General features: G+C 57.6%; 11 protein-coding genes. 5 read left to right on the top strand and 6 right to left on the bottom strand.

All coding sequences use genetic code 11. The annotated features are described in order from the left end of the window. Positions 1 to 247: 247 nt before the first annotated feature. From ABJK56_RS07815 to ABJK56_RS07800, 4 genes are all read right to left on the bottom strand, one after another. On the bottom strand, positions 248 to 1,318 hold the full coding sequence (locus tag ABJK56_RS07815; RefSeq protein ID WP_347244103.1) for an aldo/keto reductase: 1,071 nt from the start codon (positions 1,316 to 1,318) through the stop codon (positions 248 to 250). A gap of 377 nt (positions 1,319 to 1,695) precedes the next feature. Beyond that, positions 1,696 to 3,066: a Gfo/Idh/MocA family oxidoreductase gene (locus ABJK56_RS07810; protein ID WP_347244102.1), complete on the bottom strand. Its 1,371-nt coding sequence runs from the start codon at positions 3,064 to 3,066 to the stop codon at positions 1,696 to 1,698. 238 nt (positions 3,067 to 3,304) lie between these two features. Continuing rightward, complete coding sequence (locus ABJK56_RS07805; protein ID WP_347244101.1) at positions 3,305 to 4,357, bottom strand: glycoside hydrolase family 5 protein; 1,053 nt, start codon at positions 4,355 to 4,357, stop codon at positions 3,305 to 3,307. Positions 4,358 to 4,706: 349 nt separating this feature from the next. Then, complete coding sequence (locus ABJK56_RS07800) at positions 4,707 to 8,411, bottom strand: mechanosensitive ion channel domain-containing protein (protein ID WP_347244100.1); 3,705 nt, start codon at positions 8,409 to 8,411, stop codon at positions 4,707 to 4,709. 518 nt (positions 8,412 to 8,929) lie between these two features. Here ABJK56_RS07800 and ABJK56_RS07795 point away from each other — a divergent pair. The 5 genes from ABJK56_RS07795 to ABJK56_RS07775 all read left to right on the top strand — a co-directional run bounded on the left by ABJK56_RS07795 (position 8,930) and on the right by ABJK56_RS07775 (position 15,946). Beyond that, the gene (locus tag ABJK56_RS07795; RefSeq protein ID WP_347244099.1) at positions 8,930 to 9,793 is read left to right on the top strand and encodes an ATP-binding cassette domain-containing protein; all 864 of its coding nucleotides are present in this window, start codon (positions 8,930 to 8,932) and stop codon (positions 9,791 to 9,793) included. After that, on the top strand, positions 9,790 to 12,084 hold the full coding sequence (locus tag ABJK56_RS07790; protein WP_347244098.1) for an ABC transporter permease subunit/CPBP intramembrane protease: 2,295 nt from the start codon (positions 9,790 to 9,792) through the stop codon (positions 12,082 to 12,084). Before ABJK56_RS07795 ends, ABJK56_RS07790 begins: the two co-directional genes overlap by 4 nt. Before the next feature lie 75 nt (positions 12,085 to 12,159). Further along, the gene (locus ABJK56_RS07785) at positions 12,160 to 13,503 is read left to right on the top strand and encodes an amidohydrolase family protein (protein WP_347244097.1); all 1,344 of its coding nucleotides are present in this window, start codon (positions 12,160 to 12,162) and stop codon (positions 13,501 to 13,503) included. 210 nt (positions 13,504 to 13,713) lie between these two features. After that, positions 13,714 to 15,141 (top strand): sulfatase, encoded by a 1,428-nt coding sequence (locus tag ABJK56_RS07780; RefSeq protein WP_347244096.1) that lies wholly within the window; start codon positions 13,714 to 13,716, stop codon positions 15,139 to 15,141. A gap of 133 nt (positions 15,142 to 15,274) precedes the next feature. Then, the gene (locus ABJK56_RS07775; RefSeq protein WP_347244120.1) at positions 15,275 to 15,946 is read left to right on the top strand and encodes a DUF1080 domain-containing protein; all 672 of its coding nucleotides are present in this window, start codon (positions 15,275 to 15,277) and stop codon (positions 15,944 to 15,946) included. A 214-nt stretch (positions 15,947 to 16,160) separates the two neighbouring features. Here the strand turns inward: ABJK56_RS07775 and ABJK56_RS07770 are convergent, their stop codons facing one another. Both ABJK56_RS07770 and ABJK56_RS07765 read right to left on the bottom strand, forming a co-directional pair. Further along, on the bottom strand, positions 16,161 to 17,501 hold the full coding sequence (locus ABJK56_RS07770) for a hypothetical protein (RefSeq protein ID WP_347244095.1): 1,341 nt from the start codon (positions 17,499 to 17,501) through the stop codon (positions 16,161 to 16,163). A 254-nt stretch (positions 17,502 to 17,755) separates the two neighbouring features. Then, complete coding sequence (locus tag ABJK56_RS07765) at positions 17,756 to 19,315, bottom strand: sigma-54 dependent transcriptional regulator (protein ID WP_347244094.1); 1,560 nt, start codon at positions 19,313 to 19,315, stop codon at positions 17,756 to 17,758. Positions 19,316 to 19,466 lie beyond the last annotated feature (151 nt).

Below are 19,466 nucleotides of genomic sequence, written 5' to 3'. Positions count from 1 at the left end.
GACTCCCGGAGCATATGCTTTTGGCCCGATGCGTGTTTCTCTCAATCAAACCACAACTCGCCCTGTCCTGCTTTCGTTTACCCAGGCAGCACTCTTGGGCACGTTTCAGCGCCTATTTTACGAGGGTCACCACGATACCCGCGTGGCCTCACGTCTGGCGAAAGAAACACCCCCAAAACACCGATTGCGGACTGATGGTCCAACCGACGCATGAGCTCGATCGTGGCTGGCTCCGGATCACCCGGCTTTACACCCACTCCCACTGTCGCAGCCAGGCGTAGTCGTGGGGCAGGTTTTTCCACATGTGATCGGCGATCTCCTGGATTTCCGCCTGTTCGGACGCCAGCAGGTCTTCTTTGCGGCGTTCGATGATGGCCAGAGCCGCATTTTTTACCTGGTCCACGGTGATGAGGCCAGGGATCGCCGTTGTCAGTTGAGGGCAGCTCAGCACATACCGAAGGACCAACCTTGCCCGACGATCATCTTCTTCTTTGGTAGAAGAATCGGGCATACCACGCGACTTGAACACCGCCCCACTGGCAAACGGCTTGATTCCAATGAAGCCCACGTCGTATTTCTCAAACGCCTCGAACATACTTCCCTGCGGTGCTCGCTTGCTTCCGGCCGTGTATGGCGTCACGATGACTTCCAATTGCGGGTACTTAGCCACGGCCTCGGTGATCCAGTTCCGATCGTGACTGGAGACCCCGGTAAACCGGGCTTTGCCTGTTCGTTTTGCCCAGCCCAGCGCTTCCATGGCAATTTCGATTTCCTTTTCGGTGTTGCTGCGGCTGGTCTGCTCGTGCATTGTGATCCGCCACAGATCGACATAGTCGAGACCACCCGCCTTAAGCCCCATTTCGAAACCTTCCTTCATTTTTTGCAGCGATCCACCCCATTCCGGGAATCGACTCTCGTGGGCACCAAACGAATATCCAAAGTAAATCTCGTCACGACGACCTTTGATCGCCTCACCGTAGGCGATGACTTCATGATCCCAGCAGGCATCGACGTAGTTGATTCCGTGGTCCAGACAAGCAGCGATCACCTCCCGGCGATTTTTCTTGAATTCCGGGGTATTGTACTCGTAAGGGATCTTTTTCCAGTGACCCCCCAAACCGATGGCCGATAGCCAGAGATTCGTTCGGCCGAGCCGCCGGTATTCCATGTTTTCGTTGTAACTGCGGGTCTTGGTGGGATCACCGCGATCAGTTGGGTTAGCGGAGCCCGAGGCCGCGCTCAGGCCAGCTGCCGCAGCCGTCGCCGCTGTGGTCGTGATTCGAACAAACTCGCGCCTATTGAGTTCGCGAGAATCCATGGGAGCCCTCCCGAGATTTTTCCAATACCTGTCTCTCCAGCCGACTTATTGGTGCCGGAGCGAACCCGATGCAAGGGCCAACTTGGTCCCTTGGCGCCGTTCAATATACTTCGGAACGTGCTCCCTCACAAGCAAAATAATCTGCCCGCCGGATTCACGTTTAAATTCGCAGGCCCTTTTGCAGTAACTGCTAATTGAGGCAATCAGCCGGCCAGCTTTCAGAACCCACAGCACAATGCCTTTGCATCCGCAGTTGATCATTGTTTATCGCTCAGTTCTAAGGCGGACGTGACAAGGAGGTCCCTCCGGAAGTCCGGAGGGGCACGCTTCTCGTGCCCGCTCTGAGCCGTTTTCCGGACTCCTTCAACCCGCGCAATTCAGATCTCTTTCCATTGCCCAGGCACGGGCACCGGGTAGAATCCTCGCTCATCGGGTTGGATTGGCGGGGGTGTTTCGGCTGTCATTTGATCAATGTTAGGGCAGAACTGGAACTCGGAAGCCACCGCCTCCTCCCAGGTAACGATTTGACCGGAGTGCACAGCCGCGCGACCGATGATGGCCGCCAAATTCGCCAGCGCCGCTCGCTCGGCTTCGTTGTGGGGCTTGTCGTTGCGAATGGAGTCAAACAGGTCCGCCCATTCCGCCTGCCAGGGAGTCAGCTTCTCTTTGGGGGCCTCCCAGAGGATGTTGTCTTCCTCAATCCTCTGGTCCTTGAAGATCCTCACGATACCCGCGTGCCCTGACCCAGAAAACTGCGCCGCCCGCTTGCTGCCGTGAATATAGGTGGCAAAGTGGTTGTAACAGTTGGTAACATATCGCACGACGTCGATCCCCTGTGTGCCATCGGGAAAGGTCCATTCCGCGAAATAGGAATCGAGATTCTGGCTGCGATCTGTACTATTGACCGCCCTACCTCCTACCCCATGGGCGCGGACCGGCCAGGCATCCTTGATCCAGCAGATTTCGTCGATCTGATGAATATCCATTTCGCTGAAAAGTCCTCCGGAGACCCAGAAAAACCGGAAGAAATTGCGGATCTGCCAGAACAGTTCGGGAACATCAGCGGGCTTGGGTCCGAGAGGTCCCACGGCTTCCATACGGTATGCCCGCACTGAAATGATGTCGCCCAGCTCTCCGTCTTTGATGCGCCTGATCAATTCCTGTCGGTTGACCGAATGCCGGCACTGGAGTCCCGCAGCGATCTTGACGTTTTTCTCCTCAGCTTTCTTGCCTGCGGCAATCACCCGCCGCACGCCCACCGGATCGCATGCAAACGATTTCTCCATGAATACGTTCACACCTTTGCTGATGGCATACTCGAGCTGCATTGGCCGGAATGCCGCATATCCGGTAAGCATCGCTACATCACCGGGTCGCAGGCAATCGATGGCATGTTTGTAGGCATCGAAGCCCACGAAGCACCGGCCTTCCACGTTGACCTGTGGGCCGAACATTTCGGAAAGCACCTTCCGCGAACTCTCCAGCCGGTCTTCAAAAATATCCGCCATCGCGTACAGTTCCACAGGCCCGTTGGCCACAGAAAAGGCGTTTTTAACTGCTCCGGACCCCCGACCGCCACAACCGATGAGCGCCAACCTGATGGTGTGACTCTCCGCAGCATGGACAGCCGGGATGCTTCGCGTCATCAGCGCCAAGGCACCGGCTCCCGCGATGCCCCCTGCCACGAGAAAATCGCGCCGCGAGGTTTGCAGAGACCGCTCTTGACCTTTGCTCGTCGATGCAGACATGCTCATCTCCTCCAACTTGCAGGTTCACTTTTAAAAAACGTCGAGACGAATGGGGGCCTTCAATCTGCCACAAGCCACCTCCCAAGATAAATCGCCCAAATGGGAAATGCAACGGTTCCTGCAAATCCAAATTAAAAGGGCGACAGCGAAAAGAACTCACTGTCGCCCGACGCCAGCGCACCAAATCAAGGCTGATTTACCTGCTCACATACCTCTCAAAACAGTGCGCAATGCCTCATCAAGGAGATGGGACAGTGGCATCGGGAATGATGGCCTTCAAAATGGGCTCCACCCAGCGATTGTTGGCAATATCGTAGAGGATGAAATCGCCGTCAAACTGCCAGTAGGCCCAGGCCCATCCGCGGCGCTCCGCTTCCCGGGTCACAAAACCGAGCCAGGCCACCCGATCTTCCTGAGGGGCCTTATCATACACCCCAAACTCGCCGAGATAAATGGGTCGCTGATGCTTTTCCGCCCAGGTTTGGGCACGGTCGAAGTCCTTCCGCACCGCTTCGCGATCCTGTTCGGAACCCCAGTGAATGCCAACCTTGTCCGCCTTCCCCGCCCAGGCAGCCCCCTGATGCGTGAAGTCGAACGGACTGTAGTAGTGGACAGTCACAATAATGTTGGGGTCGTCGGGAAGCTCCAGTTTGTCAAGGGCTGCAATGTTATTCCATTGTCCTGGACCGATGATGACGGTCCTTTTTGGATTCGTACGCCGAACGATGGCCAGCGCTTCCCTCGCCCATGTGTTCCACAGCTCCGGCGTCATTGCTGAGTTCGGCTCGTTGAGAAGCTCGAAGAGGACCTCGGACGGCCGATTCTTCTCCCGCTCAGCAATTACTTCCCAGCACGCCATATATCGCGCTTTGAGGCGATCGGGATCCTTCCCGATGGCGGTGAATTCGTGAAAGTCTAGAACCACCAGAAGCCCCGCCTGAAGGGCCCGATCCACGGCCCAGTCGAGCGTTTCCAGATACTCCGGCCGTATTCCTGCACCTTCTCCATTGAAGTCGGGATTGTCGCGGAAGGGATGGAGATTGATCCGTACATGCTGGAAGCCAGCTTTGCGGATCATTGGAAAGAATTCTTCGCGAAACCGTGCCCGGGATCGGTCCCGCCACAACGGATCATAACCGATGATGTTCACGCCTCGCCCCAGGCGTTTTATCTGCGTCGCGGCATCGGGCCAATCATCGGTGTTCGTACTTTGGGCCCGACAAACCGCCAGCCCGATTGAAGCGAGGCCGACCGCCCACGCTGCCATCACCACCGTTGTTCGCCGCCACATCGGTCACCTCCATCAGCGTGTTACCGTAGCACAGCAGAGCGATCCAACAAACTCCCCACTATTATGCGTGGACGTCAAAGCCTGCCGCAACAGGCGAGCCTCCGTCGGCAGGAGAAATCATGTCAGAGGATTACCTTTGAAAAATGTCAACCGTTTCTTGGAAAAATACGGTTAAATACGCAAAAGATGGACGTCCTGAGAAAAGACGGACCTGACAAGCACGTCCCTCCGGTGAATCGCTCTGGAGGGCGAAGGCGACAAGCGACACCTTGACTCCCAAAACAGCGTCTCGGCTTGTTCGCGGCGCGATGATCCAAGATTCGCCCAAAACCGTGTGATTCTGCTCGGGCTAAGCTTGCGGATCGGGCGATGATGAAGATTCGCTTGCTTTCGTAAAGGGATTGGCCGGTGATTTCTCTGTGTAATAAAGATGGATATCTCGCTGGGGGAAGGGAATCGTGATGCCCTCTTCCGTCAACCGGCGGTACACCGCTGCATGGAGCCCGTTAATCACGGCCAGACGATTGTCGTAATTCGCCACATACGCGAAGAGCTTGAAATTAAGAGAACTATCCCCGAATCCTTCAAACAGCACAACGGGAGCCGGATCCGACATGACGTGGGGGTGGTTCCTGGCAACATCGAGGAGCAGGGAGATGACCCGATCGGGATCAGTTCCGTAAGCCACCCCCACCGCCACTTCCACACGGTTGGTGCGATCGCTCAATGTCCAGTTGATGACTTTTCCTGTGATGAACTCCTTATTGGGAATAATCAGCTCACGACGTTCAAAATTGAGAATCGTTGTCGCACGAATGCGGATTTTCGTGACAACTCCCGAGAACTCACCGACTGTGACAAGATCGCCCACCCGGATTGGCCTCTCAAAGAGAATGATGAGACCGGAGACAAAATTTGCGAAGATTTCCTGCAATCCGAACCCCAACCCCACACCCAAAGCCGCCACGAGCCACTGGGCTTGCGACCACTCTAATCCCAAACGTCCACAGGCCAAAATAATGGCCACTCCAATAACCACGTACGAGGCCACCGTGTGCAGGGCGTAACGCAGGCCAGGATCGACGGGCAACCGTTGCGGCAGCAGAATTTCCATCAGGCCCGCGATATTCTTCGCAAACACCACACCAATCACTAGCGTGATCATCGCGAGAAGCACGTCCGCCAGAGTGACCGTCCTTCCTGGAAGAGGGAGCGCTGCGGCCTGAGGTCCTCCCTGCCCGGACGCAGTGCCCGAAGGCACCCCCGACACCGTCCCTGCCGCCGAGGCTGCCGCGGGAGTTCCCCCCCACAATCGCACCTGTCGCAGCATCCCCAGGGCCGGCAGGACATCCGCCCAAATCCACCACAATAGGAACACCGCCAGCACGACCTGAAGGGTCCCGAACAGTCGACGGGTTTGCGAACCGAGCAAAGACAGATCCGGCTCGGATTCGGCTGGGCGCGCCACGACCCCACCGCTTTCTGTGGCCGCTTCGGTACTTTGTGCTTCCGCCATGCGCTTTTGCCGCGCGCGATTGAGGCCGATCCGCTGCTTGCGGACAATGAGCCAGCGGTTGAATAACTCTTCGAGAATTCCCAGACCCAAGGGTAAAACAATTGTCTCTCGAAATCGCTGAGCTAACTCAATCGCCGTGTAGCTGTAACCCAGCAAGGAAAGCACAGCCAAGACAATCGGGGTTCCTGTACCGGCAAGCCACCAGACTGTCCGACCCCGATAGAACCATCCCCGCTCGTTGTGAACGCGCACCGCTTCCCAGACGGGTCCCCGCGGGCGGAAGAGGATCGTCGCCATCGCCGCGTAAAGCGCCATCATCGCCAGGAAGCTCAGACGTCCGGGGCCGGCCTCCCACCGTTGGTCGTTACTGGCATGGATGGCTGCACAGAAATACGTGATAACCACCCCCAGGACGACGAACCAGCGGAGGTGACGTCGGAGGGCCGCCGTGAGGTTCGGCGGCCACCCAAAATGAGCCTCTCCCAACCCGCCGGAGGCTGCCACCCGCCGCAACCCGTCAAAGACTAACAAGAATTCCGCTGCCGAGCGCAGTCCCGCCGCAAGCACCAAGGCCAGGGAAGTGCTTTCCAAAGGGGACACCAGTCGCCATGCCAAAAAGAGAAGGGCCGAGGGCAGCCAGACTGTTTCCGCCGCCGTAATGGCCGCCGCGTGAAGAGTAGGCCAAAATCCGTAGAAGGCTCCGCGACTGACTCGGGCGGCCAGATCGGGCAGACCCCTTCTCAATCGGACAAGAACCAACCCCCAAACCAGCAAGAGCAAAACGGCCGAAATCCACAAACTGGGATTATTGACCACATCTCGCGCAATAATCCTCCCAACCTCAGACCACGTTTCCGCCCCTGCGAGCATGTTGATCACCCCCAGCGTCAAACGGAAATGCTCGGCCCATTGTGACGGTTCGAACGCGGGGGTGTTGGGGATCCACAAGATGTGTTCGTCGATGAACCGGCGATACTCTTCGATGAGCCGAATGGTCGCTCTTTCCGTACTGTCCAGATCCACCAGGTCATTGAGCCAGCGGTTGTAGAGTTTGACCTGCTGTTCGAGAAGCGAATATGACTCCGTGAGGAGTTCCCGAAGGACTTCTTCCCATTCCGGATGATGATCCAGATCCTCCCCCATCAGACGACTCCGCCACCGCGCAATTTCTTCCTCCAGGGGTGGTGCCTGCGCGTGCCGATCGCTGATTTCCAGCACATTCCACTGCGCTATGCGGATATCTTCCTGACGCTTGCGGATTCTCTGCCAGAGGGTATAAGTGTCGGGAAGTTTCGCGCGCTGCGCCCGCAGCCAAAGTCCCAGCGTCCCCGTCATTCCCACCACCCCCATTCGGTCCTTGGTGGTTTTGAACTGTTGCTTGAGGTCCTCCATCTGCTGGCTGGCGCGGGTGAGTTCAGCCGATACGGCATTGACCTTCGCCGTAAGCTGGGCGACCTCGGCAGCCGATTTCTCCACCTGTTCGGCCACACTGCGGAGAGCGGCCGGAAGCTGCTGCCGTCTTTGTTTGGCTTTCTCTGCGCGAGAAACCGCCTCGGCCTGACGCCGCTGTGCCAGGATCTGCTGCCATTGCTGGAACTCGCTTTCCGCCACCCGATACCGCTGTGCGGCTACCCGTCTTTGCAACGGGAGAAGGGCTTCGTCGGCTTTATCGTAATAGGCCAGTTCCTCTTTGCTGACCTCGGCTTCCCAGCGTGCCGATTCCAACTCCGCCTGATGCAGAACACGTTCCGCTTCTGTCAAAGCGGGGAGCTGGTCGGCTTTCGCAAGCGTTGCCAGCGCCTGCCGGGCGGCCTCCATCCGTTTCTGTGCTGTGTCGGCCCTCTGCTTGGCGGATTGCCGGGCGGAATTGCGTCGGGCCACTTCCGCCTCAACAGCATCACGGGCACTGCGTGCCGCGTTGAGCCGTTCCTCAGCCTGCTGGGCCGCCTTTTGAATTTCTTCCAACGAGAGGTTGTCCGCGCTCACGCTCCCCGAGGCCGCTTCCAGGGAAGCAAGCTCTGCCTCCAGCTTTTTGATCTCCTGCGCAATGGATTCCCGTTGCTGACGGAATTGCTCGGCCTGCGTTCGCGCCTTCTCCGCGGCAGTAAGTTCCTGCAGCGCCCGTTCGTACAAACCGGCAATCTGAGATTTGACCGAATCCTCGACATTGGGGTCCGATTGAACCCGTTGAATTCGAAGTTGCAGGTCCTCGGGCGATAGTGCGGGCATTGAAGAGTCAGCGGGGGTCTGCCCCCCAACTCCAGGGGTTACAGGCGAGAGTGGAGGCGTGCCTCCGTTGGCGGCTGGCTGCGCAGGAGACTCCGGTTCCTCAACACGAGCGATGCGAAGCGGCGGACGGACGGAATTGAAGCGTGGCGCTTGTGACTGCGCCAAAAGCTCTTCCGACCCTGAACGCCGTTCCTGCGCACCGAGGATGTCATCCGCTAAAGCCCTATCCGCGGTTCGCGTGCCAGATTGGGCCCCAAGCAAACAAGTCGCAACAAGTAATATCTGGACAACACGAAAAGATTGCATCATCCCATTTTTCCTGGTTTACCGAATCGACCGCGCCTCGCCCACGCTCGTCGAGCATAACCGACTGGCATTGTCCGGAATGGCGTCTCTGATGACAATGCCACTTTAGTGGCGCGTCCCGTCCGCGGACGCCAAATTCACCTGGTTGCGGCGCTTGAGCCTGAATTAGTTGTAGCGGTTATGTCTGTCGCTCGGCCGACAGATGCCGCTCCCGAACCTCTATTTCCCAGGGGGGATCATCCGGACCGCCTGGCTCGGGTTCCCGCGTGGTACAATCTTCTGAAGCCAAATTTGAAGGTCGCAGCGCGTGCAGCAGACGACTTTTGGGCTTCCCACAGGCCACGAGGAGGCGAAAAGCCGAGCCATGGCAAACTTTGAATGGCGTGGAAGGTCTTGGCCGCCGGAAGCCGTTTCAAAAGGCGGTCGAGGACCTTCACGTGGCAGTGTTCGCCAAGTTTTTCACCAGGTAGCCCCGGTCTTTTTGCGAGTCCCTGGTTACTTTGCCAGGTTAGCGTTCTTACATGTGCAGCGTTGTGGTAGAAAATCTCGCCAAGCATTATGACGACCTCCGTCGGGGGCGAATCGTGGCCCTGGAAGGGCTGAGTTTCGTGGCCCGGCCAGGCGAGGTTTTCGGACTCTTGGGCCCCAATGGAGCCGGTAAAACCACCACGCTGCGGATTCTTGCCACGCTCCTGAAGCCGACCTCTGGCCGAGCGGTTGTCAACGGTTTCGATTGCCTGACGCAGCCAGACGAAGTTCGGCGGTCGATCGGATTCATGTCCGTCAACACGGCCGTGTATGACCGCATGACCGCCTGGGAGATGGTGGAGTACTTTGGACTTCTTTACGGGCTGCCGCGGGATGTGCTGCACGCTCGAATGGAGGAACTATTTAATCGGCTGCGGATGTGGGAGATTCGTGATGTTTTGGGGGCCAAGATGTCCACCGGGATGAAGCAGAAAGTCTCAGTGGCCCGCGCCCTTATTCACGATCCGCCCGTGCTTATTTTCGATGAACCCACCGCGGGCTTGGACGTCCTGGTGGCAAGAGCGCTGCTGAAAACCATTGGAGAGCTGCGAGACCACGGCAAATGCGTCATTTTCTCCACGCACATCATGCGCGAAGCCGAAAAACTCTGCGACCGCATCGCCATCCTCTATCGGGGGAAGATTCTGGCAGCGGGCACACTGCCGGAACTCCGCGAAAAGTACTGCGAGAATGATCTGGAAGAGCTGTTTTTCCGGCTGATCACTCAGGTCGAATCGGAAGGCCGCCAATCAGAAGCGAGATCTGAGAAGAATGGGCGCCAAGTGGACCACGGCGACAACGCGGGAGCTGATGATGACGCGGAGAGAGAATCAGTGGCAATAGAGCGTCCGACATGACGTGGCGAAACGTTCGTATCATCTTTGCCCGCGAGATTCGCGATCAGTTGCGTGATCGCCGGACCATCTTTATGGTGGCGGTCCTGCCGGTGTTGCTCTATCCACTTCTGGGCCTCAGCTTCTTTCAAATTGCCCAGTTCATGGGGGAAAGGCCCAGTCGGATACTAGTCATCGGAGCTCGCGAACCGCTCGATCCACCGCTGTTCGAAAATAATCGTTTTTGTGAAATATTTTTTGCAACCCCTGGGGAAGCTCGCCTTCTGGAATTGATGTTTTTTCGCGAGGAGCCCGAGACTCACGTCGCTCCCACAATGCCTGACGGCTGGGAAGCTCTCGCCAAGGAGGCCATCACATCGCAAGATTTTGACGCCGTACTGGTCTTTCCACCGGGATTCGCCGGTGAACTCGCGCGATTTCGAGAGGAGATCCGCCGTCAGTTGGCAGCACACTCTCCTTCCGATAGTCAAAATCCACTCCATGTACGTTCTGAAAATATCGCGCCGGAGAGCTTAGAGGAATCGAGCAACCGTAATGAGATCTCGGATGGGAAGGGCCAACCGGTCATTGTAGCGCGGTCGGCTATTCCCTCGCCACAGATTTACTACTCTTCCGCCCAGGAAAGATCGCAAACCGCCTACAATCGATTGCACCGGGTCCTGGAACAATGGCGCACGCAGGTGATGATCGCCAATCTGGCGGCCGCCCAATTGCCGCCGGAAGCCGCCCGGCCTTTCCGCCTTGAAATCGCGGACGTCTCGGCGGGGACAGCGCTGCAGGGGGCAGCTATTTGGGCCAAGATCTTCCCCATTCTGCTGGTCGTCTGGTCCCTCACCGGCTCGTTCTATCCCGCGGTGGATCTGTGCGCTGGAGAAAAGGAACGGGGAACGCTGGAGACGCTTCTTTCCAGTCCCGCCAGCCGGAAAGAAATCGTCCTCGGCAAGTTGGCCGCCATCACGCTTTTCAGTATGGCGACTGCCGTCCTCAACCTGGTCAGCATGGGACTGACAGGCTGGCTGGCGTTTGGCAACCTGCCACAGTTTTCCGCTCCCCCGCTGTCTTCAATTCTGTGGCTGGGACTGGCGCTGGTGCCAACTTCGGCCGCCTTCAGTTGTTTGGCGTTGGGCATTGCCGCGTTTGCGCGAAGCACAAAAGAGGGCCAGTATTATCTGATGCCCCTGCTTTTCGTCACCTTACCCTTGGTCGGCCTGCCCATGGCGCGAGGCCTTGAGCTGGACCTGGGGACTTCTCTCATTCCGATTACCGGCTTGGTGTTGTTGTTGAAAACCCTCATCGAGGGACAGATCGCCGAGGCCCTCCGCTTCGTTGCGCCGGTGGCTGCGGTCACTCTTGGCGGATGCCTTCTCATGCTCCGTTGGTCTGTCCAGCAGTTCAATCGCGAGCAGGTGCTTTTCCGGGAAAGTGAGCGATTTGATGTCACTGCCTGGCTGCGATATGCCACACGGCGGCGTCCCGTTCCCACCCCGGCACTGGCCGTTTTGTGCGGGGTCAGCATTCTCCTCATTCGCTTCGTGCTGACGCAATCTCTCGCCCGAACTTCGCTGACCCTCAGTTTCATGGAGCAAGCGCTGATCACACAGTTGGTTGTGGTGCTCCTGCCGATGGTGATCATGACGTGGCTGTTCGTGGACAACCCGGGTGAAACACTCCTCCTTCGGTGGCCTCGTTGGCGGCATGTATTGGGCGCAGCGTTACTGGCCGTTGTGCTCTGTCCCGCATTCACTACGTTCAAACTGTGGGTGACGAAGCTGTATCCGGTCGATCCGGCCATTGCAGAGTACCTCAAGCAGCTTTCCCCGGGCGTGCCGGACTGGCCTACGCTCCTGTTCGTGATGGCCCTTGTCCCGGCTGTGTGCGAGGAGCTCACCTTCCGCGGATACCTGCTTTCCGGGTTTCAGAGCGGTCTGCGATCTCTGGAGGCCGTCGTGTACTCCGCTGTGTTTTTCGGTCTCACTCACGCACTCATGCAGCAGTCGGTGGTGGCCTTCGTTGCGGGATTGCTGCTGGGAATGCTTGCTCTTCGGACGCGTAGTCTTTACCCCTGCGTGGTCTATCATGCTTTGCATAACGGCCTCGGCCTGGCTTTGGGATCGATCACCGCCGAGTTCTACCGCCAGCATCCCTGGCTGGAATCCCTGGCCAATTGGACGGAGGACGGACTAATGTTTCGCGGGCCGATTGTGGCCGCCGGCATTCTCGCTGCCGGACTGATTGTCTCCTGGATGATCCCTCCGTGGGCCAATCGGCCGGCCACGGAGGATGATGGAGATTGAGATGGTGCCTGGTCACTCGCTCGGAATAGCTGTGAACCTCGAAAGAAGCTCGACACGACTCCCATCGCGCAAGTGATGCCCGACTTCACTCTTCGTCGACTGTCTGCCGACTGGGTCATTTCCCCCGGGGAACATCCCCGACGGTTGGGCAGCGTTCTTCTGTACCAGGATCGCCTGCTGGCCGTCGAGGATGATTCCTCTGCCGGTCGTGTTGTGGACGAACTGCGGGCGAGCTTGCCCGAAAGTGTACGGATCTTCGTCGAAGAGTATGCCTATCCTGGCTGCGCGATCCTTCCCGGACTCATCAATGCCCATACACATCTGGAGCTGAGCGGCTGGGACAGAGGCTTTACGGAGGGACAACCGCTGTGGGAGTGGATTCCTACGGTGGTCGCGTTTCGTCGATCGGTAGCCTACCGTCCGGGAGAGGCTGTGACGCGCGGCATTATCGAATGCGTTGCGGGCGGTGCCTGTGGGATTGTGGACATCACGCAGCCCGGCTGGGCTGCCTGGGGGCTGGAAAGCTTTCCACCCGATCGATGCCCGTCTCCGAGAACAAAGCCGCATCCCCGCGTGCTCAGTCTTCTGGAATGCATCGCCGTGCGGGAAGATGTGGCAGAGGCACTCCCTTCCCAACTGGATACCCACCGCCGGGTCTGTACACTGCTGGGGCTGGAAGCAGGAATAAGCCCCCACGCCCCTTACACCGTTCCGCCTGCCGTCCTGAGGCGGGTGGTTGCGTACGCCAATGCGCAGTCTTTTCCTGTGGCCATCCACCTCGCAGAGACGCCAGAGGAAGAAGAGTTCCTCCAGCATCAGACAGGGCCGTTTTACAAGATGTTCGCCGATCTGGGAATCGATGTGCGATCTCTTTTCGGAATCGGTACAAGCTGGGCCGAGTACATCACCATTCTTTCCCAAAGTCGGCCCCTACTGGTGGTCCACGGGAATTATCTGACATCACTCGAGCGGAGTTTGCTCCGGCAATCGGCCCGGCGGGTTGCCATGGTGTTCTGTCCGCGAACGCATCGCCGATTCGGCCATTCCCGTTATCCCCTGGACGAGTATCTGGCAGCCGGTATTCCCGTCATTTTGGGAACGGATAGTCGCGCGACCAATCCGGACCTGAGTATCTTGCGTGAATTGCAAACCGTGCGGGAACTTTTTCCCCATGTGCCCGGATCGCAAATCCTTGCCATGGCAACATCTCAATCAGCAAAGGTCCTGGGATGGCGAGGCTGGGGATATCTGCGGGACGGGGCTTCTGCTCAAATCACGGTCGTCAAGTTGGGCGAGCGAGCCGACGAAAGAGATCCTTTCGAGGCCGTGCTGAGTCCTCAGTCCACCGTTCGTGCCGTCTGGATCGATGGGCAACTGGCATACTCGTCGGACAACGAAAGCAGTCGAGGAGCCTGCTAAGAGAACAAGGAAGCATACGCCTCAACCGAAGCCCCACTTTGTGTGATCAACGCGGCTTTTTCCAAAATTGTTTGTCTTATAGCAGACAACTATTTTTTGCCTTCTCCTTTAAGCACCGTGCTTTTGCGGCCACGGCGTTTTATAATGATGGCGACAACAGGGCAGCCCTTTCCTGCCCCATCTTTCACACATTTTGCGGGAGGCATTCTCATGCAACGCGTGATCCACGGCTTGGCGGTGGGTTTGATCCTCGCACTGCATTCCACCAGCGTGGCCCAGGAACGTCTCCACAACCCGTGGAATGTGGTCGTCATTTTGGTGGATGACCTTGGAGCCACCGACCTTGGATGCACCGGTAGCCGATTTTACGAAACACCTCACATCGATCGTCTCGCCTCGCGGGGAATGCGCTTCACCCAGGGCTATGCCGCGTGCACCGTGTGTTCACCCACCCGGGCGGCCCTTCTGACGGGCAAGTATCCGGCGCGATTGCACCTGACCGATTGGATACCCGGCCATGTGCGTCCGCGGGCAAAACTCCGCATTCCCAACTGGACGATGTACCTTCCCCTCGAAGAACTTACCCTGGCCGAACGCCTCCATGCAGCAGGTTACGCGACGGCCCATGTGGGAAAATGGCACTTGGGCGATCCACCGTATTTCCCTCAGCACCAGGGATTTGACCTCAATATTGGCGGAACTCAATGGGGTTCGCCCGGCAGTTACTTCTGGCCGTACGGAAAAGGAGACCGCCGCGTTCCCCTGGAGGGCGGTCACGAAGGGGAATATCTCACCGATCGCCTCACAGACGAAGCCATTAAGTTCATTAGCTCGAACAAGGAAAAGCCGTTTTTCCTGTATTTTGCCCACTATGCCGTGCATACGCCGCTCCAGGCGAAGGAACAGCTTGTCCGCTATTACGAAAAAAAGCTCGCAGAAGCTACCACCCGGGGGGACAACCTGGATGGCCAGCAATGCCCGGTGTATGCCGCGATGATCCACAGTTTGGATGAGAGCGTGGGGAGGATTCTCGAGACCCTGGACAGTCTCCAACTGACCGAGCGAACGATCGTCATCTTCACGTCCGACAACGGCGGACTGGTTTTGCCCGCCTGCCAGAAACGGCCGGTCACACACAACATCGGTCTGCGGGCGGGAAAAGGTTCGGCCTATGAAGGTGGCGTCCGTGTTCCCTGGATTATTCGCTGGCCTGGGGTGACTGCCCCGGGCAGCGTGTCCCATGAACCGATCATGACGATCGATCTTTATCCCACCATCCTCGACATACTCGGCCTTGCCGACGATCCTTCACACCATTGCGACGGCATCAGCCTGGCCACCGTGCTGCGCGGCCAGGGTTCGTTGCCTAATCGTGCCCTCTTCTGGCACTATCCGCACTACCATCCAGGCGGCGCAACTCCCTACAGTGCAGTGCGGCAGGGAGACTGGAAATACATCCACTTCTACGAGGATAATCATGGGGAGCTGTACAATCTCAAGGAAGATCCCAAGGAATCACAGGACCTCGCCGGCCGTTTCCCGGAAAAGGTTGCAGAGCTCCGGGCGAAGTTGGAAAAATGGCTGAAGGAGGTCGATGCCCAGCTACCAACCCCGAATCCCGATTACCAACTCGAATAACCCTCCCCATCACAGGGAACCCGTGATACCCGCAAATCAACAGACGTGATCGGTCCCATCGGCTATGGGACCTACGTGATTCTCGGTCCTCTAACAAGGAGATGGCACCATGAGGAAGTGTGTTCGCTGGTTGATGTGTGGCGTTTTTGTGATGGGATTGGCCGCCTCGGCCGTCGCAGAAGAAGGCTGGATCACTATTCCAATCAAACCGGGTCTACCGGGCTGGAAGCTCAAGGGGAGCCCCGAGCAAAGCAAATGGCAGGTAGGAACGGCGGCTGTCGATTCGAACGATCCGCGATCCCTCATCTGCAAACCCGGAGGAGAAGAACTGGTGAACGTCGGCTCCCACGGCGTGGACATCTACACCGAACAGACCTTCGGCGATGCCATCATCGAGATTGAAGTGATGGTCCCGAAGGCGTCCAATTCCGGCATCTATGTGATGGGCGAATACGAGATTCAGGTGCTCGACAGCTACGGCAAGGAAAAGCTGGGCATGGGAGACATGGGTGCACTCTACAGCATCGCCGTTCCCAAAGTGAATGCCTCCAAGAAACCCGGCGAGTGGCAAAAGTATGTCATCGAATACCGTGCCCCCCGTTTTGACGCCACGGGCAAGAAAATCGCCAACGGCAAACTGGTGAAAGTGGTTCTCAACGGTCAGGTCATCCACGAGAACCTGGAATTGCCCTCTCAAACCCCCGGCGGCGTCACCGGCAAAGAAGTGCCTCGCGGCCCCATTATGCTGCAGGGTAATCACGGTCCAGTGGCCTATCGCAACATCCGCGTCAAGCCGCTCGACTGATTCAAAAACCTGCCCGACAGGTCAAAGGTGGAAATCATCCGCGCCCGGTAACGCTCCATTCATTTCTCACCTTGGATTGCCCGGCACGGTGAAAAAACAAGCGGAGTGTTTTGGCAACACTCCGCTTGCTCATTTTCTTGTCACCCCAGGCTGAACCGTTTCGCTTTGTCCGAGTTCGGCCGGGATGCCTCTTCGCGTTTTCCGAGTCCTCGGATCAGAATTCGACCGTGCAGCCGGTCAACTTCTCTCGAAGCTGTTCCACTCCGGCTTCCGTCACGCCGCTCTGCTGGAGCGATAACTTTTTCAGGGATGTGAGTTTCACAAGATGGGACACGGCCTCGTCGGTAACGTTACGGCACTCCTTGAGCGAGAGCGCGCGAACCCGGGAGAGATTCACCAGGTGAGCCAAGCCGGCACTGGTGACTGGTGTTCCATCCAGGACCAATTCTTCCAACTGCTGAAGCTTGCCGAGATGGGCCAGACCTGCATCGGTAATTTGAGTATGCCAGAGATCCAGAACCTTCAGGTTCGGAAAATTGAGAAGCGCCTCGGCAGTCGTGTCATCCGCCTGCGTCTCGGCCAGATCCAACTCTTCGAGATTTTTGGCATCCGTGAGTTCCTTCAGCCCATGACCGGAGATATAAAGTCCGCGGAGGAAGAGCTGCCGCAACTTGGTGAGCGGCTTGAGCGCGGCGATTCCTTCATCTGTGACGCCATAACAACGCATGAGGTTGAGAGTCTCCAGATTGGTCAGCGCTGCAATTTGCTTCAGGCCGGCATCGGTAATTCCGGAATCTTCTAAAGCCAAGTCCTTCAAATTCGTCAATTGCGCGATCGTAGCGATCCCCATATCGGTGACGCTGGGCTGATTCCGCAACTTGAGGGCCCGTAATTCCTTCAGGTCTTTCAATTGTTCAAGGCCCGCATCCGTGATCATGACACATCCCCGCAGGTCCAGGTTGCGGAGTTTTTTGAGCTGCCTCACCCACTTCATCCCGGCATCGGAAAAATTGTTGTACAGCAGGGCCAATTCCTGAAGGTTTTCCAGCGTCACCAGGTGCTGAAGTCCATCATCTGTCAAATTGGTGCTTCGCCGCAAATTGAGCGACCGCAGGCTTTTAATCTGCCCCAGGAATTTCATTCCGTCATTGGTAATGCTGGTGTTTTCCAGAATGAGCACCTGAAGGTTGGGAAGCTTCGTCAGTTCCTGGATTCCCGCGTCGGTAATGTCGGCGCCCCACAAGCTCAATCGCTGGATGGTCGGGACCCGCGCGATGAGTGCCAGATCTTGATCGGTCGTCTGCCGCTGAAAAAGGTCCACAGCCACCGGCTTGCCATCCGCATCTCGCTCAAGCTTGCCGTTCAACTGGGTGACTCGCTCTTCGAGCTTTTTCACAAGGCCCGGGTCAACGCTCACGGTCGGCTGAGTCGCCTTCGTTTCCTTCGCAGGTGGTTGTTTTTGCTCTTCACCTTGCGGGGCGGGTTGCGGTTTCGGACATCCTGCAAACACCAGGGCAACAATCAGAATGGCGCTGAATCTTGCAAATGGACGCATCGAGCCTCTCCCATCGCGAATGCCAATTTATCCTGTTGTCATCAACACAAAGTTGGAGCCCCAACGTTGATAACACCATTACGCTACCACGGCCAGCGGGAGTTCGCCAACCCGGGGGAAGACGCGATACACGCAACGCATATGATTTTCCACAGGCATTCGCAACGCAATCTCGTCAATCTCTGCGTTTGTTTCGGCATACCGTCTTAATGTGCGCGTTTGCAGCGATCCGCCGGCAGGTTGGGGCCGGGGAGTCACCTCCCGGACTTCCTGCGATAGATTTGCCAGGGAATGCCGAGTTTGCGCATTCTGGAGCGCAGAGTGTGCGGGTTGATCCCAAGCAAGGCCGCCGCGCCTTTGGGGCCTTCGATCCTGCCGTTACAGCGCCGAAGAGCTTCTTCGATATGCCGCCGATTGACTTCCTCCAATGTGGGAAATGCCTCCTCGCGGGATTTATCTTTCTCATGATCCATCGTGCCCGGTGAGGCACCAATTCCCAGGGCCTTCGCAATCTGAAGTCCCCGACCATCTCCCAAAATCGCCGCTCGATCTATGACCGCCGCCAGTTCCCGAATGTTCCCTGGCCAGTCGTAGTTCATGAGAAGGCGGATGTCCTCTTCCGTGGGCAATTGGAGCGGCAAATTGAATCGCACCGCAGCCCGTTCGGCAAAATGGCGGGCAAGTGCGGGGATGTCCTCGAGACGGTCCCGGAGCGGCGGGAGAAAAATGGGAAACACCGCCAAACGGTACCACAGATCTTCGCGAAACCGACCCGTCCGAACCATCTCCTGCAGGTCGCGATGTGTGGCCGCGATGATCCGCACGTCCACGGTGATGGGATGACGCCCGCCAACTCGTTCGAACGTTCCATCCTGAAGAACCTGGAGGAGACGGACTTGGGCGTCCAACGGAAGCTCTCCAATTTCGTCCAGGAAAAGCGTCCCACCATCAGCCCGTTCAAACCACCCCTGATGCGTTTCTACCGCCCCCGTGAAACTTCCCCTCTCGTGACCGAAGAGCTGGGAGTCAACCAATTCGGGAGGAATCGCCCCGCAATTCACGCGGAGAAACGGTGCTTTTGCTCGAGGAGAGCGAACATGAATGGTCCGCGCAATCAGCTCCTTGCCGGTGCCTGTCTCCCCCAGCAAAAGGACCGGGACATCCGATCGGGCCACCAACTCCACACGTTCCATCACGTGCTTCAGGCCGGCGTCCGCTCCCACGATTGTGTCGCCAAGCGACTTTCGACCCAAACGCGCTAGAAGAGATTGTCGCTCGGCCTCAGCGGCTTCCCGAAGGACGGCCAATTCGCGGACCCGGGCATCATTCTCCAGACTCACCGCCAGCGGCTCCAGGATGTCCTGAAGGAGCTGTCCATGCGGCTTCGTCAAGGAAGGCCCGTTTTTACGTCCCACCAACATTGCCACGCCGGTGGCCTTCCCGTCCGAGACCAGTCCACCCACCAGAACGGCCGAGGGGACGTTCCCAAGCAAGCTTTCCAAATCCACTCCGCAGAGATCTCGCCGACCAGGCGTCACCAATAGAACCTCCCGCCGCAAGCACCACTCCATAAGGCGAGAAAACGCAATATGGCCAAGGGGGGTCACGCGGTGTCCTAACCACCTGGGGACTGTCGGTGCAACCGCGACGGTTTCCAGGGCCGACTCGGCCGGCTTTAAGCGCCGGACAATCATCAATTCGAAAGGGATGCACCCCTGGAGAATTTCGGCGATCCCGGCTACGGATTCGGCGATCTCGATGTGGCGGCACGCTGCGCGCCAAATCTCAACCAGAAGTGTCTTTTGATCGACCATTCGCAGAGCCTGAGAACGAATCTAGGGCATTCCGTGACATTTAACGGATTCCATCGGAAACTACTCCGACTAGTGTTCTGCAAAGTCAAACAACATGGACGCAATCCCGTTAAATATAACGGATAATGGTTGGTGCGTCCAGTATCTTCCG

Origin of the sequence: Thermogutta sp., assembly GCF_039793925.1 — a bacterium.
Classification (GTDB): Bacteria; Planctomycetota; Planctomycetia; order Pirellulales; family Thermoguttaceae; genus Thermogutta.
Note: the sequence above shows the minus strand (reverse complement) of the source record. Positions and strands in the feature narration are given on the sequence as shown.